This window comes from Janthinobacterium sp. GW822-FHT07A03, from assembly GCF_058798815.1.
On sequence record NZ_JBXAKW010000004.1, the window covers coordinates 478,423 to 500,623 of the forward strand.

Annotated in this window: 22 protein-coding genes; 8 read left to right on the forward strand and 14 right to left on the reverse strand. The window is 61.1% G+C overall.

Annotated features, from left to right (window positions below):
* From proX to AC1RJW_RS14440, 4 genes are all read right to left on the reverse strand, one after another.
* The coding region (proX, locus tag AC1RJW_RS14425; protein ID WP_493045509.1) for a glycine betaine/L-proline ABC transporter substrate-binding protein ProX at positions 1 to 1,022 on the reverse strand (1,022 nt) is incomplete at its 3' end.
* 12 nt (positions 1,023 to 1,034) lie between these two features.
* A complete protein-coding gene (proW, locus tag AC1RJW_RS14430) occupies positions 1,035 to 2,141 on the reverse strand; it encodes a glycine betaine/L-proline ABC transporter permease ProW (RefSeq protein ID WP_493045510.1) in 1,107 nt (368 codons plus the stop codon).
* Positions 2,138 to 3,370 carry a glycine betaine/L-proline ABC transporter ATP-binding protein ProV gene (gene proV / locus AC1RJW_RS14435; protein WP_493045511.1) on the reverse strand — a complete coding sequence of 411 codons (1,233 nt, stop codon included), beginning with the start codon at positions 3,368 to 3,370 and terminating at the stop codon, positions 2,138 to 2,140. The genes proW and proV overlap by 4 nt, the downstream gene beginning before the upstream one ends.
* Before the next feature lie 582 nt (positions 3,371 to 3,952).
* Positions 3,953 to 4,237, reverse strand: coding sequence for a polyhydroxyalkanoic acid system family protein (locus tag AC1RJW_RS14440; RefSeq protein ID WP_493045512.1), 285 nt, complete (start codon positions 4,235 to 4,237; stop codon positions 3,953 to 3,955).
* Positions 4,238 to 4,436: 199 nt separating this feature from the next.
* On the opposite strand from AC1RJW_RS14440, the gene AC1RJW_RS14445 reads away from it, so the two are divergent.
* The 4 genes from AC1RJW_RS14445 to AC1RJW_RS14460 all read left to right on the forward strand — a co-directional run bounded on the left by AC1RJW_RS14445 (position 4,437) and on the right by AC1RJW_RS14460 (position 8,385).
* Positions 4,437 to 5,834 carry a hypothetical protein gene (locus AC1RJW_RS14445; protein ID WP_493045513.1) on the forward strand — a complete coding sequence of 466 codons (1,398 nt, stop codon included), beginning with the start codon at positions 4,437 to 4,439 and terminating at the stop codon, positions 5,832 to 5,834.
* A 108-nt stretch (positions 5,835 to 5,942) separates the two neighbouring features.
* Positions 5,943 to 6,230: a protealysin inhibitor emfourin gene (locus AC1RJW_RS14450; RefSeq protein WP_493045514.1), complete on the forward strand. Its 288-nt coding sequence runs from the start codon at positions 5,943 to 5,945 to the stop codon at positions 6,228 to 6,230.
* A 332-nt stretch (positions 6,231 to 6,562) separates the two neighbouring features.
* On the forward strand, positions 6,563 to 6,886 hold the full coding sequence (gene fdxA / locus AC1RJW_RS14455) for a ferredoxin FdxA (protein ID WP_010395176.1): 324 nt from the start codon (positions 6,563 to 6,565) through the stop codon (positions 6,884 to 6,886).
* Positions 6,887 to 7,164: 278 nt separating this feature from the next.
* Positions 7,165 to 8,385 (forward strand): polyhydroxyalkanoate depolymerase, encoded by a 1,221-nt coding sequence (locus AC1RJW_RS14460; RefSeq protein ID WP_070291132.1) that lies wholly within the window; start codon positions 7,165 to 7,167, stop codon positions 8,383 to 8,385.
* A 65-nt stretch (positions 8,386 to 8,450) separates the two neighbouring features.
* On the opposite strand, the gene AC1RJW_RS14465 is transcribed toward AC1RJW_RS14460, so the two are convergent.
* The 3 genes from AC1RJW_RS14465 to AC1RJW_RS14475 all read right to left on the reverse strand — a co-directional run bounded on the left by AC1RJW_RS14465 (position 8,451) and on the right by AC1RJW_RS14475 (position 12,599).
* A complete protein-coding gene (locus AC1RJW_RS14465; RefSeq protein WP_493045515.1) occupies positions 8,451 to 9,134 on the reverse strand; it encodes a DOPA 4,5-dioxygenase family protein in 684 nt (227 codons plus the stop codon).
* A 42-nt stretch (positions 9,135 to 9,176) separates the two neighbouring features.
* Positions 9,177 to 11,732, reverse strand: coding sequence for a TonB-dependent receptor plug domain-containing protein (locus tag AC1RJW_RS14470; RefSeq protein ID WP_493045516.1), 2,556 nt, complete (start codon positions 11,730 to 11,732; stop codon positions 9,177 to 9,179).
* Positions 11,733 to 11,858: 126 nt separating this feature from the next.
* Entirely contained in the window at positions 11,859 to 12,599 is a 741-nt protein-coding gene (locus AC1RJW_RS14475) for a substrate-binding periplasmic protein (protein WP_493045517.1), read from the reverse strand.
* Between the two features lie 362 nt (positions 12,600 to 12,961).
* On the opposite strand from AC1RJW_RS14475, the gene rsxB reads away from it, so the two are divergent.
* A complete protein-coding gene (rsxB, locus tag AC1RJW_RS14480; protein ID WP_493045518.1) occupies positions 12,962 to 13,693 on the forward strand; it encodes an electron transport complex subunit RsxB in 732 nt (243 codons plus the stop codon).
* Positions 13,690 to 14,337 (forward strand): endonuclease III, encoded by a 648-nt coding sequence (nth, locus tag AC1RJW_RS14485; RefSeq protein WP_219133028.1) that lies wholly within the window; start codon positions 13,690 to 13,692, stop codon positions 14,335 to 14,337. The genes rsxB and nth overlap by 4 nt, the downstream gene beginning before the upstream one ends.
* Before the next feature lie 60 nt (positions 14,338 to 14,397).
* On the opposite strand, the gene proB is transcribed toward nth, so the two are convergent.
* From proB to rplU, 5 genes are all read right to left on the reverse strand, one after another.
* Entirely contained in the window at positions 14,398 to 15,516 is a 1,119-nt protein-coding gene (gene proB / locus AC1RJW_RS14490) for a glutamate 5-kinase (protein ID WP_493045519.1), read from the reverse strand.
* Between the two features lie 27 nt (positions 15,517 to 15,543).
* Positions 15,544 to 15,954, reverse strand: coding sequence for a hypothetical protein (locus tag AC1RJW_RS14495; RefSeq protein WP_493045520.1), 411 nt, complete (start codon positions 15,952 to 15,954; stop codon positions 15,544 to 15,546).
* Between the two features lie 13 nt (positions 15,955 to 15,967).
* Positions 15,968 to 17,077 carry a GTPase ObgE gene (gene obgE, locus AC1RJW_RS14500; RefSeq protein WP_071325171.1) on the reverse strand — a complete coding sequence of 370 codons (1,110 nt, stop codon included), beginning with the start codon at positions 17,075 to 17,077 and terminating at the stop codon, positions 15,968 to 15,970.
* 113 nt (positions 17,078 to 17,190) lie between these two features.
* Positions 17,191 to 17,463 (reverse strand): 50S ribosomal protein L27, encoded by a 273-nt coding sequence (gene rpmA / locus AC1RJW_RS14505; RefSeq protein WP_070219281.1) that lies wholly within the window; start codon positions 17,461 to 17,463, stop codon positions 17,191 to 17,193.
* A 40-nt stretch (positions 17,464 to 17,503) separates the two neighbouring features.
* Positions 17,504 to 17,815, reverse strand: coding sequence for a 50S ribosomal protein L21 (gene rplU / locus AC1RJW_RS14510; RefSeq protein WP_034754730.1), 312 nt, complete (start codon positions 17,813 to 17,815; stop codon positions 17,504 to 17,506).
* Positions 17,816 to 18,119: 304 nt separating this feature from the next.
* Between rplU and ispB the strand changes: the two genes are divergently transcribed.
* Positions 18,120 to 19,109 (forward strand): octaprenyl diphosphate synthase, encoded by a 990-nt coding sequence (gene ispB / locus AC1RJW_RS14515; protein WP_322427377.1) that lies wholly within the window; start codon positions 18,120 to 18,122, stop codon positions 19,107 to 19,109.
* A 61-nt stretch (positions 19,110 to 19,170) separates the two neighbouring features.
* On the opposite strand, the gene arsC is transcribed toward ispB, so the two are convergent.
* Positions 19,171 to 19,593, reverse strand: coding sequence for an arsenate reductase (glutaredoxin) (gene arsC, locus AC1RJW_RS14520; RefSeq protein WP_493045521.1), 423 nt, complete (start codon positions 19,591 to 19,593; stop codon positions 19,171 to 19,173).
* Positions 19,590 to 19,964 (reverse strand): ArsR/SmtB family transcription factor, encoded by a 375-nt coding sequence (locus AC1RJW_RS14525; RefSeq protein ID WP_493045522.1) that lies wholly within the window; start codon positions 19,962 to 19,964, stop codon positions 19,590 to 19,592. The genes arsC and AC1RJW_RS14525 overlap by 4 nt, the downstream gene beginning before the upstream one ends.
* 133 nt (positions 19,965 to 20,097) lie before the next feature.
* Between AC1RJW_RS14525 and AC1RJW_RS14530 the strand changes: the two genes are divergently transcribed.
* Positions 20,098 to 22,191, forward strand: coding sequence for an AsmA family protein (locus tag AC1RJW_RS14530; RefSeq protein WP_493045523.1), 2,094 nt, complete (start codon positions 20,098 to 20,100; stop codon positions 22,189 to 22,191).
* Positions 22,192 to 22,201 lie beyond the last annotated feature (10 nt).

The following is a 22,201-nucleotide window of genomic DNA, read 5'->3' on the forward strand; positions in this document are numbered from 1 at the left end:
ATCCAGCCGTCAAACTTTTGCTGATGGTACTTGATCCAGCCGGCCGTATGGCGCGCGATATCGGCTTGCGTGTTTTCGCCGCGGCGCATGCGCTCGTTCTGCGCATTGATGTCGGCCACGGGCAATTGCATCACTTCGAACAGCTTGGCCGCGGCCGGATTTTTCTCCGCCCAGGCCTTGTTCGATACGATGCGCGCCGTGTTGACGGCAAAACCGTAATCGCTGCCATCGTCGAGGCGGGTATTCACCTTGTCCGGATTGGCCGAGAACGGCACTTTCAGCCAGACCACGTCCTTGCCCGGCACCAGCACGCCGCTGACCCAGTACGGCGTCCACGTGTAGTACAGGATCGGTTCGCCGCGCTTGTAGCGGCCCAGGGTGTCGGCGATCAGGGCCGCATAGCTGCCCTGCACGTGCGTCACCGTCTCGCGCAGTTTGTACGCATCCATGTGGTTCTCGATCAGCGCTTCGCAGCCCCAGCCCGGGTTGCAGCCCGTCAAATCGGCCTTGCCGTCGCCATCGTGGTCGAACAGCTTGGCCAGGGTGGGATCGCGCAACTGGTCGATATTCGTGATGTTGTATTTCTCGGCAGTCGCCTTGTCGATCAGATAACCTTGCGCGGCAGGACCCGCATACTGGCCCGTGCGCGACAGCTTGGCGTCGCCGCCCGCATTGTTATAGAAATCCTTGTGCATCGGGTCCCAGTGCACGGCCATGAAGGTGGCGTCGCCGTTGGCGATGGCGATATGCGCGGTCGGATATTCCACTTCCTTGATCGGCTGCACTTCGTAGCCGAGCTTTTCCAGGGCCTTGTCGACCAGCATGGTCTGGAAGGTTTCTTCCGCGATCGAGCTTTGCAGCGGCTGCACCTTGACGCCCTTGCCGGGCAGCACGTCGGCGGCCGGCGCCTGCGCCATGGCCAGGCTGGTGGTCAGGGCCATGGCAGCGATGGCCAGGGCGGAAAACAGCTGGAACTTGCGTTGCGATTTTTGCGTCACTTTAAAATTGTCAATTTGATGCATGTAAATCCTTTCTTATTGTGCGTTGGCCAGCGTTGCTTGCTGTTCAACATTATTTTTCTCCGTGTTGCCGCGCACCAGGCGCAGCACGAAACCGGCAGGACCCGTCTGGTACCAGTGGCGCACGCCGCGGCGTGGCTGGCCCATCGCTTGCGTCAAGCGGTCCAGGGTGATGGCCAGCAGCACGATACCGAGGCCGCCGACCGTTGCCAGGCCCATGTCCAGGCGGCCGATGCCGCGCAATACCATCTGGCCCAGGCCACCGACGGCGATCATCGAGGCGATCACGACCATCGACAGCGACAGCATCAGCGACTGGTTGATACCGGCCATGATGGACGGCATGGCCAGCGGAAACTGCACGCGGGTCAGCAGCTGCCACGGCGAGGCGCCGTAGGCACGGGCTGCTTCGATCAGGTCCGGACGCACCTGGCGGATGCCGAGGTTGGTCAGGCGCACCAGCGGCGGCAGGGCAAAGATGATCGTCACGATTACGCCTGGCGCATTACCGATACCGAACAGCATCACCACCGGCACCAGATAAACGAAGGCGGGCGTCGTCTGCATGGCGTCGAGCAAGGGGCGCAGAATATTCTGTGCGCGGTCGCTGCTGGCAAGGAAAATACCGAGCGGCAAGCCGATGGCCAGGCAGAACGCCAGCGACGTCAACACCAGCGACAGGGTGGTCATGGCTTCCGGCCAGATACCCAGCATCGACACGAGCAGCAGCGCCAGCACGGTGCCGATGGCCAGGGTACGGCTCGTAAATTGCCATGCCAGCAAGCCGATGATGGCGATCACCGTCAGCGACGGAGCGGCCAGCAGCACGCCTTCCACGCCGGACAACACGCTGTCGATCGGCGCGCGCACGGCCTGGAAGAAGGGGCGGAAATGGGCAACGACCCAACCCAGGCCCTGGTTGATCCAGCTTTCCAGCGGCAACGAGCCGTCGAAAATCTGCGTCAGGTGAAAGCCGCTCGCATGTTCCGGCTGCACGGCGGGTGCGGCGGCGTCGAGCCAGGCGGTGCTGGCGTCGGTGGGCGGCGTCAGCGCCCAGGGATTGATCTGGGCGGCCGGCTGTTCAACAACAGCTTCTACTGTGGAAACGGTGCTTGGGTTCATGCTTGTCCTTTTTGTTGTTGTTCGGCAATGGCTGGCGTGTCGCGGTCGAGGAACTTCAGCAAGGTCGTCTTGCTGATGGCGCCGCGGAAGCTGCCGTCATTGGCCACCACAGGGACGGCGTAAGGCAGTTGCGCCACCTGGCCGAACAGGCCGGCGACTGGCTCATCTGCATTGATGGTCTGCACGTCGGGCAGATAGGCATGCGCCAGGCCCAGCGGGCCCACATGGCCGTCGAGCGCATTGCGCAGCGAATCGGCCGAGACGACGCCGAGGAACTTGCGCTGCGGATTGACGACGTAGGCAAATGCGCGATCCTGCTCTTCCAGCATCGACAGCGCAGCGCGCGAACCGCGGCTCGGCGACTCGGACACGACGATCTGGCTCTTGCGGGCAATATCGCTGGCCTTGAAGACGGCCGCCGCATCGACGCCGCGCACGAAGTTGCGCACATAATCGTTGGCCGGTTTGCGCAGGATTTCTTCCGGCGTGCCCACTTGCACCACGTGACCATCTTTCATGATGGCAACACGGTCGCCGATGCGCATGGCTTCATCGAGGTCATGCGAAATGAAGACGATGGTGCGGCGCTTGATTTGCTGCAAACGCAGCAGTTCCGATTGCATTTCCGTACGGATAATCGGATCGAGCGCGGAAAACGCTTCATCCATCAGCAAAATCGATGGGTCGCACGCCAGCGCACGGGCCAGGCCCACGCGCTGCTGCATGCCGCCCGACAATTCGTCGGGGTAGCTGGCGCCGTAGCCGTCCAGGCCCACTTGCTCCAGCGCTTGCTGGGCCAGCGCATGGCGCTCGGCCTTGGGCATGCCGGCCAGTTCCATACCGAAGGCAGTGTTGTCGAGCACGGTAATTTGCGGCAGCAGCGCGAACGACTGGAACACCATGCTGATGTCCTTGCGGCGCAGGGCGCGCAGCTGGGCGTCCGGCAAGGTATTGATGTCGTTGCCGTCGATCAGGATGCGGCCGGCGGTGGGCTCGATCAGGCGGTTCAGCATGCGCACCAGGGTCGACTTGCCCGAACCGGACAGGCCCATGATGACGAAGATCTCGCCCGCTTCAATGGTAAAGGTGGCGTCGAAGACGCCGATGGTGCAGGCGGTCTTGGCCAGGATGTCCTGCTTGCTGGCGCCCTGACGGACGAGTTCAAGTGCTTCTTCTGGCTTGTCGCCGAACACTTTGAACACATGGTCGATAATGATTTGTTTTGCCACGATGTGGTTCTCCCTCGATTTGACGAATGGATTGAAACCCAGCAAGCTGCCAGCTTGCGGCGGGAATCAGCAAACCCTGTTGCGTCGGCTACGCCACGGCGCACAATGCGCACGGGAGCGACAGGAAACAGGGGGTGACACGCGTGTGACCAGCGGATGGCCAAAGCCGGTGCCGGGGTGCCGTGTGCGTGCTAAAAGAGGCTGTGGTTCAGGACTTTTAACAACGCTAGCGCCATGCAAATACATGGCACCAAATGTATTTGACCGAAAAAAATCGACCAAGCTACTTTTAACTGGATGCGGGTGTAAAACCCGAAGAATTATTCACCACTCAGCGAGCGGAGAGTACTGCGAAGCAGAAGGTGAAACGCGGTGTAGCTGTTGTAAATATGACTCAAGTATAACGCAAAAAGCCATCAAAGTCCAATGGCTTTCCAAATAGAAATGTGCTAGCAATGTTCGCCAGCGTACAGTCAGACGTAAAAAAGGCGAAAAGAGACGTGTTTTCATCGTCTTTTCGCCCATCGCCGCGACACGCTCCCTAGCACCAAACAGGGCGCCAGACAAGCGGGTGTAACGCCATCACGCCGGCTCGGTAAACACCTTGCGCATTTTCTCGGCGATCTTGCCTTCAATCGTGGAGGCGAAGGCGCTGAGCATGAAACCCAGTTTGATTTGCAGTTGCGCCTGCTCTTTTTCCAGGGTCAGCGAACCATCGACGCCGCTGCGCTCGAAGCGCAGCACATCGCCATCCCAGGCGCACGCCAGGTCATATTCCTGGGCCAGCTTGTAGGCCACTTGCTGCGCCGCTTCGCGCGCCTTTGCTGCTGTCAGCTTATGTTGCTGAACTATATTTATATCCGCCATCAAACGATCCTTTTATTATAAAAACGGGGCAATACGGCCAGCATCATACCAGCCGCCATGCGGCAGGCACGGCCGCAGCTGGCGCCGGACGACTAAAAAAGCCCGTCCTTCCCGCATGTCGTTTGCGCGGGATCAAACCGGACGCGCCGAAGCGGGACGACTATTCCAGTTCCAGTTGCGCGTGTCTTGGAGAGCTACCATGGACCAGAAAGTCATCGTACCGGTCGAAGCCGTACTGACCAAATGCGTGTCCCTGCCCGTCGGCTATGTCCCTACCCCATCGGCGCCATACCGCTTGCACCGCAAGAATGCGCAATTGACCCTGCAGCCGGGCCCGCCCCGCCTGACCGAGGCAACGGTGCGCAACCTGGCCGCCGTACCCGTCGGTTCACGCGTACTGATCTGGAAGCAAGATCCGTCCGTCAGCGACCTGGGCACCCGTAAAGCCTTTTTGCCCGGCCTGATCCTGCAAGGCCCGCGCGACGCGCGCATCACGTTTGGCGAACCGGGCATCGCGCAGGTCAGTCCGAACGCCTTCGGCGACTTCATCGTCTCGCCCAATACCGACCAGTTCGACGCCGTGCACACGTTTGCCATCGTGCGCATGACGCTCACCATGTACCAGCGCGCGCTGGCCAGCAACGACACGGCGCCGCCCCTGCCCTGGCAATGGAACAGCGCCAGCAATACGGCACCGCTGCGCGTGTTCCCGCATGGCTTGCCCAATGTCATGAATGCGTATTACAGCCGCAGCGACAAGGCCCTCAAGTTCGGCGACTTCATCCCCAGCGGCGCCACCGAGCGCGTCTACACCTGCCGCTCGCTCGACATCGTCTCGCATGAAACGGGGCACGCCGTACTCGATGGCCTCAAGCCGAATTGGCTGCTCAGCAACAATCCGCCGCAAACGGGCGGCCTGCACGAATCGTTCGGCGACCTGACGGCCATCTTCCTGGCCCTGTCGCAGCTGGACCAGGTGGAAGCGGTGATCGCGCAAACGAAATCCGACCTGCACGACAAGACCTTCCTGGCCGACCTGGCCGAGCAGTTCGGCCTGGCGCTGGGCCGGCCGAATGGCTTGCGCAATGCCGACAATGACATCAAATTGTCGGAAGCAGGCACGGAAGTGCACGCCATCTCGCAAGTGTTTACGGGCGCCATCTACGACATCCTGGCCGACATCTTTGCCCACGAACGCCAGCCCCAGCTGGAAGACGACGCGGCCGTGCTGCACCGCTGCGGCGACTACCTGCGCAGCCTGGTCCTGCGCGCCCTGGTGGCATCGCCCGACCAGGCCGCCACCTATGCCGACGTGGCCGGCCACATGCTGACAATCGCCCAGGCCGATGGCAATGGCGCCTACCTGGACTTCATCCGCAACAGCTTTACCGTGCGCGAAGTGCTCAAGGCCAACGCCATGACGGAGGAGGGGCAAATGACGTTTTCCCCCGATATCGTCGACGAAGACGGCGCCGTGCAAGACAGGCGCGCCTGCTGCGGTACCATGAACCATGCGGAATACAGCGAATCGGACCAGTTGCTCGAGGCGGAGCGCGAAGCGCTGGCCGCCTGGTGCCGCAGTTACGGTCCCCGGTAAACAGTACCGTGCACAGTACGCCAGCGCACCGGCACGCCCGCTTCAGGCCAGCCGCAGCAGCGGCAGGCCATGGCGCGGCCCACACCACCATCGACAGCAAGGAGCAGCATGAAAATTTCAGCCCGCAGCAGCGGCGGCTTTGCCGGCCTGAGCGAACAGTATGAGATCGATACGCAAGCCCATCCCGCTGGCCCCAGGCTGGAAGCGGCATTGGCCAGCAGCGGCTTTTTCACGCATCCGCAGGCCACGGATGAACATGTGGGCGCCGATATTCCCCGCTGGCAAATCACCGTCGACGCACCCACCGCGCGCCGCACCATCACGTTTGCCGAGGATGGCAGTGCTGAAAATGCACGATGGCAGCAATTGCTGACGCAAATACGCGCCAGCGCCTGATTGTTCCGGAATTTATTTGTGCCGATCTTGATTTGAGTAAAACAAAAACACCACACGGCAAGCCAGCACAGCCCCCGCCCCGCTCCTTGCCGCGCCGGGCGACTGTCGCGTTCTTGCCGCGTTCTTCATGGCAACGTCCCGGATAGTCGCTGAACTGCCCGCTCTGCGCGGCAATGGCACTGCCAAAAAATGAATTTGCTTATATGTATTGTATATAAGCGGGATTTGTGAGAAATAGCGAATTGCCTTAAAATACAATGCTTTGCTTTAGTATGCGCCGCCGAGGTTCCTGCAGGCGCTACAGCACCTCCCCCCAAATTGATAGGACTGTTATGACCCACGTTGTCACCGAATCCTGCATCGCCTGTCGCTATACCGACTGCGTCGATGTCTGCCCGGTAGATTGTTTCCGGGAAGGCCCGAACTTCCTGGCAATCGATCCGGACGAATGTATTGACTGCGCCGTCTGCGTGGCAGAGTGCCCGGTGAACGCGATTTTCGCGGAAGAAGACGTGCCGGGCGACCAGCAAGCCTTCATCAAGATCAACGTCGATCTGGCCCGTAACTGGCCTTCGATCACCAAGACGAAGGCTGCCTTGCCGGAAGCCGAGCAATACAAGGACGTCAAGGACAAACTCGACATGCTGGTGCGCTAAACGCACGGCAGCTGCGGCAGCAATTCCGGCGGGGATAGAGACTCTTCCCCGCAGGGGCGTGGCGGCAAAAAACAGACAAAAAGCAGCGGAAACGCTGCTTTTTTTGCTTTTAAAGCATCGTTGCAGGTCTATCCACGTTACTGTGGCGCGCTGTCACAACTATGCGCGAACTGTGGACCTATGCGCGGTAAAGCACATTTTGTCCTCAACAAATATCGTAAAATTGGATTATGATATTTGAGCCGATATTGGCGCTTGGAATCAAACAAGGACTCTATATGCTTTACCAACTGCACGAACTGCAACGCTCTTTCCTCACTCCGGTGATGCAATGGGCAGACATGTCCTCCAAGTTATTTACCAACCCGGTTTCTCCACTGGCCCACACCCCGTTTTCGCAACGCATCGCAGCCGGCTACGAGCTGATGTACCGCCTTGGCAAAGACTACGAAAAACCACAATTCGATATCAAATCCGTTCTCGTTCAGGGCGAGAGCGTCGACATCCGCGAACACGTTGTCGTGACAAAACCGTTTTGCCGCCTGATTCACTTCAAAAAAGAAGCCACTGGCTTGCAACAGCCCAAAGTTTTGCTGGTTGCCCCCCTGTCCGGTCACCACTCGACCCTGCTGCGCGATACCGTGCGCGGCTTGCTGGCCGAGCACGATGTCTACATCACCGACTGGACGGACGCGCGCATGGTACCGCTGACGGAAGGCCCGTTCCACCTCGACGACTACATTTATTATGTGCAAGAATTCATCCGCCTGCTGGCGCCTGATTTGCACGTGATTTCCGTCTGTCAACCGACCGTGCCCGTGCTGGCTGCCATCTCGCTGATGGCGACGGCAAAAGACCCGCACATGCCGAAAACCATGACGATGATGGGCGGCCCGATCGACCCGCGCCGCTCGCCGACGCAAGTGAACAATCTGGCGACGGAAAAGAAATTCTCGTGGTTTGAAAACACCGTGATCTACGCGGTGCCGCCGAACTACCCGGGCTTTGGCCGCAAGGTGTATCCGGGCTTCCTGCAGCACGCCGGCTTCATCGCCATGAACCCGGGCCGCCACGCGCAAAGCCACCGCGAGTTCTACATGCACCTGGTGACGGGCGATGACGAGCCGGCGGAAGGCCACCGCCAGTTCTACAACGAGTACAACGCCGTGCTGGACATGCCGGCCGAGTACTACCTGGAAACCATCAAGACCGTGTTCCAGGAATTCAGCCTGCCGAAGGGCACGTGGAAAGTGGGCGGCCAGCTGGTGCGTCCGCAGGACATCACGAATGTGGCGCTGTTCACCGTGGAAGGCGAACTGGACGACATTTCCGGCGCCGGCCAGACACAAGCCGCACACGACTTGTGTTCCGGCATCCCTGCCGACATGCAGCAAGATTTCGTGGCGCCAAAATGTGGCCATTACGGCATCTTCTCGGGCCGCCGCTGGCGCGAGATCATTTGCCCGAAAATCGGTGAATTCATCCAGAAACACGGCTGATCGGCCTCGTTTCGACCAAAACGGCACGCCAGCTTACCCTGGCGTGCCGTTTTTTTATATCCACCTCATGCGCGCGATGTTTCGATTTTCACCGTCGGGCGCGTATTGACAAAGATCTGCTCCACGCGCGGCTCGCCCGGCCCCGGCTTCTTCATCGCATAGCCATTCACGGGCTGCGAGCGGTTCACCCACAGCGCGTAATACAGATGGTCGGCGCGCGGATCTTCCGTGTTGGGATGGATCAATATCGTCAGTCCCAGGCTATTCAACTGCAGCCACGGCACGATCACCGATAACAGGTCATTCGTAAAGCCAAAGTAAAACGACGGCGTCACGTGCGGGCCGCGCGGCTCCAGGTTCCAGTCGCCCAGTTCGATCTGGAAGCGCTCGGCCGCCCACTTGCGTATCAGCGCCGCCTTCTGGTAACTGTCTTCGTCAAAATAGATATGCGCGTGATAACTCTCGATATCCGTGTAGGCGCGCGGCTTGCTCGGCAAGGTTTCCTCGCCAGGCCGTACGCTGACGGGGCGCGGCGTGGGCGCCGTATCCGTATGCTCGCCCCATGGACTCTTGCCGGGCGCAGGTTTCGCGCGCTTGACGGCGCCATCCTGTGCCAGGGCCGTCCCCGCCATGCCGGAGGCGGCCAGCGCCGCCACCAGACCGCCGCCGCGCAAGACCGTGCGGCGCTGCGGAGAAAGGAGATTCGCCCATTCCAGATCGATGGCGGCGTGTTGATTTTTGTCAGACATAGGATTTCCTGTTCTTGATGATCGGTAGAGGGATGTGGTAAATCAGAACGAGACGGTGGCGCGGGCGTAGTAATAGCCGCCCAGCACACCCAGCGGTCCCGAGTTGTCATACGCGCCCGTGTACTGCGCCAGGCTGGCGGCGCTGCGCGCCTCGCGCGGCACCTGACTCGGCTTCTGGTCGAAGACATTGTTGGCGCCCACCGTCACGTTGATGCGCTTGCTGACGTCGTAGCCGACGCTGACATCCGTCACGAAAGCCGCTTTCAGCTGGTAATCGCCGCCCGTGATGGCGTTCAGGCGCTTGAGCTTGCCGTAACGCGTCTCGCGCAGGTTGAATGCCCAACCGGCTTTTTCATACGCCAGCGTGAGGATTTCCTTGTCGCGCGGCGCGCGGTACAGCAAGTCGTACTCGGCCGATTTGCTCAGGGTGCCGATGTTCGGCAAGCCTTGCAGCACGGCGGGAAGTTCCGCCTTGCCCACCAGGCTCGTATGGTTGAGATTCGCGGCCGCCGTCCAGCGCAGCTTGCCATCGGCCACGCGCAGCACATCTTCCGCCGTGACATCGACGCCGCGCGTGCGCGTATCACCCACGTTGGCAAAGTAATGCGCGACGAGGCCATTGCCCACCGTCAAGCCAGCCGAGCGCAGCAAGTTTTCAATGACGCCCGCTTGCGCCGCCGTCAGCGGCCGCCCGCTGCCATCGAGCGCCACGCCCGAGCTGCGGTCGATGCCGATATTCGACGACACGCCCAGGCGGTCGCTGACCTTGATTTGATACGCGTCAACGGCCAGGCGCAGGGTCGGCGTAGGATTGAAGGTCAGCCCGGCCGACAGATTCGTCGATTTTTCCGGTTTTAATGCTTGCGCGCCCAGGGCCCGCGCAGCAAGCGAATTGGGCTGCGCCAGGGTGTAGGGCACGCCTGCATGATCAGACGTGTTCGAATACGATTGCGTCACCAGGCTCGGTGCATGGAAACCGTTGCTGACGGTGCCGCGTACGGCCACGGCGGGCGTGACGTCATAGCGGGCCGACAAACGGCCCGTCGTCTTGCTGCCAAAATCGGAATACTTTTCGGCACGCAAGGCCGTGTCGAGCAGCCAATGCGGCGTCAGCTTGGCGCCCAGGCCGATATACGCCGCATAGCTGTGGCGCGCCGTGTCGGACGCATCGACGGGCAGGTAGCCGGCCAGCGCGGACGAACCGCTGCCCTGCCATGAAGCAGGCTCGCCCGGGCTGCGCTGCTGCGTTTCATGCGAATACTCGAGACCGACGCTGAGGTCGGCCGGCTCGCTCAAGCCCAGCTGCACGGGGCGGCGTGCGTCGGCGTTGGTGGTCGAGCGGCTGTAGCGCTGATTGCCGATGTCAAAATCCATCTTGCCACCCGGATAAATCAGCGAGTAATTGGCCGAGTTTTCCACGCCCACGTCGATATCGTCGCGGCCATAGGTGCTGCTGATATCCCAGCTCCAGCCCGCCGTCTCGCCCTTGATGCCGCCCGTCAAGGAAAAGTCGTTTTCGCTCGTCGTTTCATACGGCGTGAAGCCGTCGGGATACACGGCCAGCAAGCCTTTGTTGTTATTGAAAATGGTATTGGGCAGGCGGAAATTCTGTGCCGAGCGGGCATTGCGGTGCGCGTAGGTGCCGAAACCGTACAGTTGCACCTCGTTCGACACGTCATAGCCGAGATTGGCGCTGAGCGAGGCGGTCGTGCTTTGCGGCACGCCCGTATTGCGCCAGGGATTGCTGTTGCGGCTCGCTTCGGCCGGGTTCGGCGAGGCGCCCGCCGGCAAGCTGTTGTTCGGCCCCAACTTCACCAGCTGGCCATCGCTGTTGCGCACGGCTGGATACGACAGATAGCCGGGATTCAAGCCGAAATTGCGCACGGCAATGCCCTGGCGCTGGACTTCGGCGCCGAAGTGGGCAAAGCCGTGCTCGCCCAGGCGCGTGCCGCCATCGATGCGCGCGGAACCGTTCGTGCCGTCGCCGGCGTAGGTGGAACCGAGCTGCGTGCTGAAGCTGCCCTTGTCGTCCGCTTTCAGAATGATGTTGATGACGCCGGCGATGGCGTCGGAACCGTAGATGGCCGAGGCGCCGTCGCGCAGGATTTCTACGCGGGCAATGGCCCCCGTGGGGATCAGGGCCAGGTCGGTGGCAACGGAACCGGGAAAGCCATCCTCATTGACGATGGCCGTCGTATGCCGGCGCTTGCCGTTGACCAGCACCAAGGTATGCGACGGGTCGAGGTTGCGCAACTGGCCAGCGCGCACGATGCTGCCCAGGTCGGGCTGCACGCGGGCAGGCAAGTTGAATGATGGCAAGGCCGTATCGAGCGCGTCGAGCAGGTTCAACTTGCCCGTGGCCTGCAATTGCTGCGCGCTGATCACGTCGATCGGCGCGGCGCTGTTGGCCACCGTGCGACCCGTGCCGCGCGCGCCCGTGACGATGACGGTGTCCAGCGGCACGCCAGCGTCGTCCGCCGCCGCTTGCGCATGGGCCACGCCTGGCGCCGCCGCCAGCACGAGCACGGCTACCGAAACGGCGTGCGCCAGTTGCCGCCGGCGCGGGACAATATCTTGCTTGTGCATCAATTCCAGCATACGAAAACATCCTTTCAAAGTCGTCAACACAGTGGCTGCAGACTAAAGGATGGACAAACAAACAAGAACGAATGGTTTCGTATTTAGATATTTCGTTTTGGCAACGAACAACAGCGGCGCGCAGTCTCAGGGGGAGGATGGGGCCGTGGCCAGGCTCTGGTCGAGCCGCTTCCAGTAATCGCGTTCCAGCCGGGCCGTGTCGATATCGCGCGCCGCCTCGTTGAAGCGTTTTTGCCGCGCCGCCCCCTCGGCATCGCGCTGGAAGCACACGTGCACGGGGCGCTCCTTGAAGACGGTATCGATGACGCCGATGCGTTCCCGTTCTGCCTTGCTGAAGTTGCGTCCCATCAGCAAGTGCTGCAGCACATGGCGCTCAATGACGATCACCCGGTAGCGCTTGATGAGCAGTTTCTTCAGATTCGTCGCGTCGTTCAAGCCCTCTTCCGTCTTCAGCTCGCCACGCGCCACCATGCCATCGAACTGCTCCCCATTCGAATAGCCTGCCACGGTGCCGATGCGCAGCTGGCCCAGATCGGCCAGGGTGGCGCCGGGCACGCCATCCTCTTTCAGGTAGGCCAGCACACCCTGCGTGTTGCCAACCGGAACAGAAAAATGGCAGAGTTTTTCCCGTTCGGGCGTACGCCAGACGGCCAGGAAACCGGCATAGCGGGGACTGGCCAAGCCAAACTGCATGGCGCGCTTCCACGGAAAATACTCATATTTGACGACATAGCCCATACGTTCGAAGACGGCGCTGACCATGGCGCCCGACATGCCGTCGGCAGGCAGGCTGCGGGAAATGAAGGGCGGCCAGTCTTCCGCCGCGAAGCGGACGATGCGCGAGCTGGCAGCGCCCGGCGGCGCCATGGGGGAGCCAGCCTGCTGTGCAAGGGCAAGTGTAGAGTACATGAAGAAACAGAAGGGCAAACCAACTGTCCGGAGGAAACGCATGTTTTGCTCCTATGGCCTGGCGCGCATTGCAATGCAGGCGCGGCAACAGGACTGGCGGTCGGCTTTTTTTGATCACTAGCTTGATAAAAATCATGCTCCCACAAAAAAAAGAAATTGCAAAGTTGTTTATTTGCACTTTGACATTCCCATAAGAAATAAAATACGATTGCGGCGCGCCTGCAACAGCCGGCCCTGGCACCCGCTATCCCCTCCTGCAAAACAGGTTTTTACTTGTGCGCGCCCCAGATGGCCGATAATGACGTTTTACCGTATTGAAGATGACCGTGCCGCATCCCGTTCCTCCCTCACTTGCCGACCAGATCGAAGACTTGCTGCCGCAAACGCAATGCACCAAATGCGGCTACAACGGCTGCCGCCCATATGCGGAAGCGATCGCCGCAGGCAGCGCCGACATCAACCAGTGCCCACCGGGCGGCGCGCAGGGTATCGTGCGCCTGGCCGGCTTGCTGGGCAAAAAAGTCATTCCGCTCAACCCCGTCAACGGCCTCGAACGTCCGCGATCTGTCGCCTACATCGACGAATCGCTGTGTATCGGCTGTACCCTGTGCATCCAGGCCTGTCCCGTGGACGCCATCGTCGGCGCCGCCAAGCAGATGCATACGGTCGTGACCAGTCTATGCACGGGCTGCGACCTGTGCGTGGCCCCCTGCCCCGTCGACTGCATCGTCATGTACCCCGTCAGCGGCGACGCCACGGGCTGGGATGCCTGGAGCCAGATGGATGCCGACGACGCGCGCGCGCGCCACGATTTCCGCACCCAGCGGCTGCGCCGCGAAGCCGAGGCCAACGACGCGCGCCTGGCCGCCAAGGCCGTCGCCAAGATGCAGGAAGTGACGCAGGAAGTGCCCGTCACGCCAGATGAACTGGCAGAGAAGGAGCGCAAGCGCGCCATCATCGCCGCCGCCATGGAGCGCGCGCGCGCCAAGGCCGCCGCCGCCAGCACGGATACCGCCCCGCCAGCCCCCACGACCCCGAAAAAAGACGCATGAACGCCGCCAAACGCCTGGAAATCTTTACGCGCTTTCGCGCCGCCAACCCTTCCCCGAAAACGGAACTCGAATACACGACGCCGTTCGAGCTGCTGATCGCCGTGCTGCTGTCGGCGCAGGCGACGGACGTGTCCGTCAACAAGGCGACGCGCCTGCTGTATCCGGTCGCCAATACACCGGCCAAGATACTGGCGCTGGGCGTCGACGAGCTGGCCAGCTACATCCGCACCATCGGCCTGTTCCGCACCAAGGCGAAGAACGTCATCGCCACCTGCCAGATCCTGCTGGAGCAGCACGGCGGCGAAGTGCCGCGCGACCGCGCCTCGCTGGAAGCCTTGCCCGGCGTGGGCCGCAAGACGGCGAATGTGGTCATGAACACGGCGTTTGGCGAACCGACCATGGCGGTCGACACGCATATCTTCCGCGTCTCGAACCGCACCGGCATCGCGCCAGGCAAGAATGTCGATATCGTCGAACAGAAACTGCTCAAATTCATACCCAAGGAATTCCTGCACGACGCCCACCACTGGCTCATCCTGCACGGCCGCTATACCTGCACGGCGCGCAAGCCGCAATGCTGGAACTGCATGATCGCCGACCTGTGCGATTACAAGGACAAGTCGCCGATGCCGGCAGTGGTGTAAAGCAAAAAAAAAACGGCCCGCAGGGGCCGTTTTGACATTCTACTGCCTGCAAGCAAGCGCTTACAGCAAGACCATATTGTCGCGGTGGATCAGCTCATGGCCTTCCATGTAACCGAGAATCGATTCGATCTCGGTGGACGGCTTGCGCATGATGCGGCGCGCTTCGCCGCTCGTGTAGTTCGACAGGCCGCGCGCCACGGGCACGCCATCCACGTCGACGCAGGTGATGACGGCGCCGCGGCCAAATTCGCCGTTCACGCCCGTCACGCCGATCGGCAGCAAGGATTTGCCTTCCTGGCGCAGCTTTTGCACGGCGCCCGCGTCCAGCACGACGGCGCCGGCCGTATGCAGATGATCGGCCATCCACTGCTTACGTGCCGTCAATTGGCCCGTTTGTGCGCGCAACTCCGTGCCGATCGCTTCGCCCTGGGCGAGGCGGCTGAGCACGTCGCTGTCGCGGCCCCAGGCGATGATGGTATGGGCGCCGGACTTGGCGGCGCGCTTGGCGGCGAGGATTTTCGTCAGCATGCCGCCACGCCCCAGGCTGCTGCCGGCGCCGCCCGCCATCGCTTCCAGGGCCGGATCGCCGGCGATGCCTTGCGTGATCAGGTAGGCACTCGGGTCCTTGCGCGGGTCGGCCGAGAACAGGCCGTGCTGGTCCGTCAGGATGACCAGCGCATCGGCCTCGATCAGGTTGGCCACCAGGGCGCCCAGGGTATCGTTGTCGCCGAACTTGATTTCATCGGTGACGACCGTGTCGTTTTCATTGATGATCGGCACCACGCCCAGGCGCAGCAGGGTCGTCAGGGTGGAGCGGGCGTTCAGGTAGCGTTCGCGGTCGGCCAGGTCGGCGTGCGTGAGCAGCACTTGCGCCGTGCCGAGGCTGTGGGCGCGGAAGCTGCTTTCATAGATTTGCGCCAGGCCCATCTGGCCCACGGCGGCGCAAGCCTGCAATTCGTGGATATCGGTGGGGCGCTGCTCGAAACCGAGGCGCAGCATGCCTTCGGCGATGGCGCCGGAACTCACCAGCACGACTTCCTTGCCGAGGGCGCGCAAGCCGGAAATCTGCGCGGCCCAGCGGGCGATGGCAGCATGGTCGAGCCCGCGGCCATCGTTGGTGACCAGAGAGGATCCGACTTTGATGATGATGCGGGTAGCTTTTTGAATCACGGAATCCATGGGGCGGCGCTCTTCACTTAATAGACGTCAGCGCGCAGGACGCAGCAGCAGCAAGGCCAGCCCCGCCGTCAGCTCCATTGCGCACATGAACAACACAAAACCCTGGGGCAAGCCGAAGCTGATGGCCGCGAACAGACGGCCGGCGGGCTGCGCCAGGACCAACATTGCAGTGATATCGCCGAGGACAGGCGGTTCGCCCTGCCGTGCCGCGAACAGCGCCAGGAGCGCGGTAGCGCCCCAGACACCGACATGGGAAGCGTAGAACTGGCTGTAGCCATCGACGCCATTGAGGAAGATGCCCATGCCGGCCGCCATTTCATCGGCGAACAGCAGACAGGCGACCGCGCTCAGCCCATAAGCATACGCGATCAGATGCAATACCCGGCGCTGCCACGCCTGCTTGCGCGCGGGCGCGGCAGCGACCGTCTGTACCGACATCAGGATAAGGCTCTTAGTCGAGGATCTTGAAACGCGGATCATCCGGGTCGATCGACGAGATACCGCGTGCTTCCTCGGTCATCTGCGTTTCTTCGGCACGGCTTTCGCTGTGTTTCTTCTCTTCCAGATGTTGATAAATCGCATTGACCAATTCCGGGCAACCCTGATGGTTCAGCGCGGAGATCTCGAAGACGGGACCCTTCCAGGCGAAACGCTTGAGGAAGTCCTTGACGATCTTCTTGCGCTCTTCTTCCGGCACCATGTCGAGCTTGTTCAACACCAGCCAGCGCGGCTTGTCGACCAGCGACTCGTCGTACTTTTTCAGTTCCTTGACCAGCGCCTTGGCTTCCTTGACAGGATCGACGTTGGTTTCAAACGGTGCCAGGTCGACGATGTGCAACAGCAGACCCGTACGCTGCAAGTGACGCAGGAATTGATGGCCCAGGCCCGCGCCTTCGGAAGCGCCTTCGATCAAGCCGGGAATATCGGCGATCACAAAGCTCTTCTCGTGCGACACGCGCACCACGCCCAGGTTCGGGTGCAGGGTGGTAAATGGATAATCGGCAATTTTCGGACGCGCGTTCGAGACGGCCGAAATGAAGGTCGATTTGCCGGCGTTCGGCATGCCCAGCAGGCCCACGTCCGCCAGTACTTTCAGTTCCAGGCGCAATTCGCGGCGTTCGCCTTCCTTGCCCTCGCCTTTTTGGCGCGGTGCGCGGTTGGTCGAGGACTTGAAGTGGATATTGCCCCAGCCGCCTTCGCCGCCCTTGGCCAGCAGTTCGATCTGGCCGTGTTCGGTCAAATCGGCCAGGATTTCGCCGCTCGCGTTGTCGATGATCAAGGTGCCGACCGGCATGCGCAGGTGGATGTCATCGGCGCCCTTGCCATAGCAATCTGCGCCACGGCCAGGCTCGCCATTGCGAGCCTTGTGCATTTTGGAAAAGCGGAAATCGACGAGCGTGTTGATATTGCGGTCGGCGACGGCCCAGATGGACCCGCCCTTGCCGCCATCGCCGCCATCGGGACCGCCGAAAGGCCGGAATTTTTCACGGCAGAAAGATGCGCAGCCGTTGCCGCCATCGCCCGCGATGACTTCGATTTTTGCTTCGTCGATAAACTTCATAATTTTGCCGCCATAAAACTAAAAAGGCTCTACCTTGGGCAGAGCCTTTCGATTGAAGGCTTGCGCCTTACATCATGCGATCATTGCGGAGCGAACTGGCGCTCCGCGATGAATTACGCTGGTACTGCTTCGTTTGGTACAACGGTCACGAATTGCTTCGAGCCGGCACCTTTGACAACGAACTTCACTTTGCCCGCGATCAGCGCGAACAACGTGTGGTCCTTGCCCATGCCTACGCCTTCGCCGGCGCGCACTGGGGTGCCGCGTTGACGAATGATGATGCCGCCAGCATTGATAGCTTGGCCGCCGTAGACTTTAACGCCCAGACGTTTTGATTCTGAATCACGGCCGTTTCGCGTTGTGCCGCCGCCTTTTTTATGTGCCATTTAAGACTCCTTGATAGCTGATTAATTCAAACAGCGGCGATTAGCCGTTGATCGAAACGATTTGGATTTCGGTAAAATTCTGGCGATGGCCTTGATGCTTCTGGTAGTGCTTACGACGACGCATCTTGAAAATTTTGACCTTATCATGGCGACCATGCGCCACAACCGTAACCAGTACCGTTGCACCTTCGACCAATGGAGCACCAAACTTGATGCTGTCGCCCGCGCCTACTGCGAGCACTTGATCGATGGTGATTTCGGAACCAATGTCTGCCGGTATCTGTTCTACTTTAAGTTTTTCGCCAGCGACAACTTTGTATTGTTTGCCACCGGTTTTTATGACCGCGTACATGATTTGAAACCTCATCAAATGTTGAAAGAATTTGTCCCACTGTCACGCAAAGCAAGCCGTACACAACAGGGGGAACCAGCGATTATACACGGACTGAGAAATTGCGTCAAAAACTATTCACAAAGCTTGACGATCGTGGTATGTCGACAACCTGACCATCATGTCAGGCTTGCGCCAGGCGGACAGGAAAACGCGCGCCAGTGCCAACAAGATCAATCAATTGCTCTACAGTCATAGGCAAACGTCACGCACGCGCAAGCCTTGTCGTATAATCGCGGCACCCACAATCTAATGCAGGTTCGCCTTGTCTGACGCTAACAAACACGTTAACCAAAACACCATCGTGCAAACGATTGCCGCCGATATGGACGCAGTCAATACGGTGATCCGCCAAAAGTTGCACTCCGATGTGATTCTGATCAACCAGATCGCCGAATACATCATCAGCGCAGGCGGCAAACGCATCCGTCCCGTGCTGATTTTGCTGGTGGCCAATGCCCATGCCTATCGCGGCACGGCGCACCATGAACTGGCCGCCGTGGTCGAATTCATCCATACCGCCACCCTGCTGCACGATGATGTCGTCGATGAATCGTCGATGCGCCGCGGACGCCAGACGGCCAATGCCCTGTTCGGCAATGCCGCTTCGGTGCTGGTGGGCGACTTCCTGCACTCGCGCTCGTTCCAGCTGATGGTCTCGCTGAACAATATGCGCGTCATGCAAATCCTGTCCGACGCCACCAACGTGATCGCCGAAGGCGAAGTGCTGCAGTTGTTGAACATGCACGATCCGGACGTGACGCAAGAGAGCTATTTGAATGTCATCCGCTCGAAGACGGCCAAGCTGTTCGAAGCGTCGGCGCAACTGGGCGCCCTGATCGCAGGTGCCAGCGAAGACGATATCGAAGCGGCCGCCGAATACGGCCGCTCGCTGGGCACGGCTTTCCAGCTGATCGACGATGTGCTCGACTATGCAGGCGACGCCGCCGAAATCGGCAAGAACGTGGGCGACGACTTGCGCGAAGGCAAACCAACCATGCCGCTGATCTGGCTGATGGAAAATGGTACCCCAGAGCAACGCGAACTGGTGCGCAGCTGCATCGAGCAAGGCGACGAACAGCATTTCGATGCCATCCTGGCCGCCATCACCAATAGTGGCGCCCTCGACTACACGCGCAAGCAGGCGGAAATCGCCGGCCAGCGCGCCGCCGATGCCATCGCCGGCTGGCCGGACAGCGTCTACAAGCAATCCATGCTGCAACTGTGCTCGTTTGCCGTAGACCGCAATCACTGATCGCGCTGTACTTATATGTCATACAAAACGGCGCCACTGGCGCCGTTTTTTCATATTCCGCTCATTTCACCGGCTTGCCGTCGGCGCCGACCACGGCCTGGCCGTCTTCCTTGGCAAATGCTCCTTGCTGCGGCAGCGGCAAAATCTCCAGCACCTTTTCCGACGGCCGGCACAGGCGCACGCCCAGTGCCGTGACGACGATGGGGCGGTTGATCAGAATAGGATGGGCTTGCATGGCGTCCAGCAGGGCCGCGTCTGGCAAGTCAGGATTGGCCAGGCCCAGCTCGTCGTACAGGGCGCCCTTGTCGCGCATGACGGCGCGCACGGACAGGCCCGCGCGGGTGATCAGGTCGACCAGCTCCTCGCGCGTAGGCGGATGCTTGACGTAATCGATGATGACGGGCTCCACGCCCGTGTTGCGGATCAGGGCCAGGGTATTGCGCGACGTGCCGCACGCCGTGTTGTGATAAATCGTGATGCTCATGGTGTGCTTTCGTTGGGTAAATTGCTGCTGTCCGGCACGCAGCAGGGCGCGCCAGCGCAGCAGTTCTCGGTCAGGAAGGCCAGCAAGCCGTTCATGCCCGCATAATTGGCCGCATAGATGATGGAACGGCCCGTCTTGCTCGCCGTCACCAGATTGGCGTGCGCCAGTTCTTTCAGGTGAAACGACAAGGACGAGGGCGCAATCGCCAACGCGTCGGCGATTTTCGTCGCGGCCATGCCTTGCGGCCCCGCTTGCACCAGCAGGCGGAACACGGCCAGCCGCGACTCCTGTGCCAGCGCAGCCAGTGCCACGATGGCGGAAGCACTCGTCAGCGGTGTCGCCCCCTTCACTATTGTCTTTTCATTTTCCATAATTCAATAATAGTCGAATTATTGAATCATTTCAAGCGACAGGCCTTGGCTACCTATCTTACGTAACCCAGCGCACCGACTGTTGTGGCCTATCGGTCTATCTTGAAGAAAAAATCATTGCGATTGGCTTACCATGACACGCTCAACCCCGCTCAACATCCTCGGCTGGAGCCTGGCCGCCCTGCTCGCCCTGATCGCCATCGTGGTCATCTTCGTGCTGACCTTCGACTGGAACCGCGCCCGCCCCTACATCAACGAGAAGGTATCCGCAAGCACGGGCCGCAGCTTCGTCATCGGCGGCGACCTGCAGGTGACATGGAAGCAAGGCCTGAAAACGGAACCGGGCTGGCGCCGCTACGTGCCGCAGCCCCACATCAGCGCCCACGACGTGCGCATGAGCAACCCGGATTGGGCCACGGCCGGCCCGCAGCTGGCCAGCGCCAGACGCATCGACATGGCCATCCACCCGTTGCCCCTGCTGCAGCACCGCGTGGTGCTGACGGACCTGGCGCTCGACGCGCCCAATATCGCCCTGCAGCGGCGCGCCGACGGCAGCAACAGCTGGACCCTGAAAGACAATGGGCCGTCGACATGGGAGGTGGAAATCCAGCGCATGGCCTTCGCCGACGGCGCCATCCGTTATCTGGACGAAGGCATCGCCCTCGACGTGCACGCCAAGGTCAGCTCGACGGCGCCCGACGCCACGCCGGGCGATGCGCCAGGCAGCGCGCCCGTGGAGAAATACGGTATTGCCTTCACCCTGGGCGGCAGCTACCGCAAGGCACCCGTGACGGGCGGCGGCAAGGCGGGTGCCGTGCTGTCCCTGACCGACAACAACACGGTCTATCCCGTGCAGGCGCATGCCGTGCTGGGCAAGAACAAGGCCAGCATCGCCGGCACCCTGACGGACCCGCGCTCGCTGTCCGGCATCGATTTACAGCTGAGCCTGGCCGGCGCCAGCATGGCTGACCTGTACCCGCTGACGGGCGTGCTGCTGCCGGAAACGCCGGACTACGCCACCAAAGGACGCCTGCTGGGCAAGAAAGACGGCGCCAGCTGGAACTGGACCTATCAGAACTTCAAGGGCACGGTGGGCCAGAGCGACCTGGCCGGCACCCTGCAATATTTGCCGCGCCAGCCCCGCCCCTTGCTGCGCGGCGAAGTGACGTCGCAGCAGCTGCGCCTGGAAGACCTGGGCCCCACCATCGGCGCCGAGAGCAATGCCAAGAAACAGGCGCGCGGCAAGGCGCCCGTGCAGCCCGACAATAAAGCCTTGCCCGTGGAACAGTTCAATACGGCCAAATGGAATGCGCTCGACGCCGACGTGAAATTCACGGGCAAGAAACTCGTGCGCACGCATGACATCCCGCTCAACGACATTGTCGCCAACATCCACATGAAAGACAAGGTGCTGAGTTTGACGCCGCTCAACTTCGGCATGGCCGGCGGCGACATCACCTCGAACATCACGCTCGACGGCCGTCAAAAGACCATCGCCGCGCAAGCCAAGGTGGCGGCACGCCACCTCAAAATCCGCGAACTGTTTCCCAAGCTGCAATCGATGCAAGCGAGTTTCGGTGAAGTGTATGGCGATGCGGCGCTGACGGGCCACGGCAATTCCGTTTCCGCCATGCTGGCCAGCGCGAATGGCGAACTGGCGGCCACCGTCAGCGAAGGTTCCGTCAGCCAGCTCATGCTGGAACTGGCGGGCCTGAACCTGGCCAATGCCGTCTTCGTGAAAATCTTTGGTGACAAGCAAGTGCACCTGAATTGCCTGGCCAGCGATTTCGCCGTCACGAATGGCCAGGCCGACGTGCGCCGCTTCGTGCTGGACACGGACACGGCCGTCGTCAACGTCACGGGCAACGTCAACCTGGCCCACGAAACCCTGGACCTCGACGTGCGTCCCCGCACCAAGGGCGCCCGCATCGTCACCCTGCGCACGCCGCTGTATGCGAAAGGCACGTTCAAGAACCCGGACGTGGGCCCGCAAAAAGGCCCGCTGGCCCTGAAGGCCGGCGCCGCCGTGGCCCTGGCCACCGTCGTCACGCCGCTGGCCGCCTTGTTGCCTTTGGTCAACGTCGACAAGGCACCCGACACGGACTGCGCCGCCGTCATGGCGCAAGCGAACGCCACGCGCAAGGCGCCTGCTTCGCCGGCGACGAATGCACCGGCGAAAAAAGTCAGCGAAGCGGACATCAAGAAGGCCCAGCAGGAAAAGAAATAGACCTTGATGC

Bases quoted from the DNA above. Each gene is read 5' to 3' on its own strand.
- arsC (WP_493045521.1), bottom strand. From the start codon at position 19,593: ATGAGCATCACGATTTATCACAACACGGCGTGCGGCACGTCGCGCAAT.
- rsxB (WP_493045518.1), top strand. From the start codon at position 12,962: ATGACCGTGCCGCATCCCGTTCCTCCCTCACTTGCCGACCAGATCGAA.
- AC1RJW_RS14440 (WP_493045512.1), bottom strand. From the start codon at position 4,237: ATGGCGGATATAAATATAGTTCAGCAACATAAGCTGACAGCAGCAAAG.
- AC1RJW_RS14495 (WP_493045520.1), bottom strand. From the start codon at position 15,954: ATGTCGGTACAGACGGTCGCTGCCGCGCCCGCGCGCAAGCAGGCGTGG.
- proW (WP_493045510.1), bottom strand. From the start codon at position 2,141: ATGAACCCAAGCACCGTTTCCACAGTAGAAGCTGTTGTTGAACAGCCG.
- rplU (WP_034754730.1), bottom strand. From the start codon at position 17,815: ATGTACGCGGTCATAAAAACCGGTGGCAAACAATACAAAGTTGTCGCT.
- AC1RJW_RS14445 (WP_493045513.1), top strand. From the start codon at position 4,437: ATGGACCAGAAAGTCATCGTACCGGTCGAAGCCGTACTGACCAAATGC.
- AC1RJW_RS14470 (WP_493045516.1), bottom strand. From the start codon at position 11,732: ATGCTGGAATTGATGCACAAGCAAGATATTGTCCCGCGCCGGCGGCAA.
- AC1RJW_RS14475 (WP_493045517.1), bottom strand. From the start codon at position 12,599: ATGGCGCCGCCGGGCGCTGCCAGCTCGCGCATCGTCCGCTTCGCGGCG.
- AC1RJW_RS14530 (WP_493045523.1), top strand. From the start codon at position 20,098: ATGACACGCTCAACCCCGCTCAACATCCTCGGCTGGAGCCTGGCCGCC.
- AC1RJW_RS14450 (WP_493045514.1), top strand. From the start codon at position 5,943: ATGAAAATTTCAGCCCGCAGCAGCGGCGGCTTTGCCGGCCTGAGCGAA.
- proB (WP_493045519.1), bottom strand. From the start codon at position 15,516: ATGGATTCCGTGATTCAAAAAGCTACCCGCATCATCATCAAAGTCGGA.
- obgE (WP_071325171.1), bottom strand. From the start codon at position 17,077: ATGAAGTTTATCGACGAAGCAAAAATCGAAGTCATCGCGGGCGATGGC.
- nth (WP_219133028.1), top strand. From the start codon at position 13,690: ATGAACGCCGCCAAACGCCTGGAAATCTTTACGCGCTTTCGCGCCGCC.
- AC1RJW_RS14525 (WP_493045522.1), bottom strand. From the start codon at position 19,964: ATGGAAAATGAAAAGACAATAGTGAAGGGGGCGACACCGCTGACGAGT.
- rpmA (WP_070219281.1), bottom strand. From the start codon at position 17,463: ATGGCACATAAAAAAGGCGGCGGCACAACGCGAAACGGCCGTGATTCA.
- fdxA (WP_010395176.1), top strand. From the start codon at position 6,563: ATGACCCACGTTGTCACCGAATCCTGCATCGCCTGTCGCTATACCGAC.
- AC1RJW_RS14460 (WP_070291132.1), top strand. From the start codon at position 7,165: ATGCTTTACCAACTGCACGAACTGCAACGCTCTTTCCTCACTCCGGTG.
- AC1RJW_RS14465 (WP_493045515.1), bottom strand. From the start codon at position 9,134: ATGTCTGACAAAAATCAACACGCCGCCATCGATCTGGAATGGGCGAAT.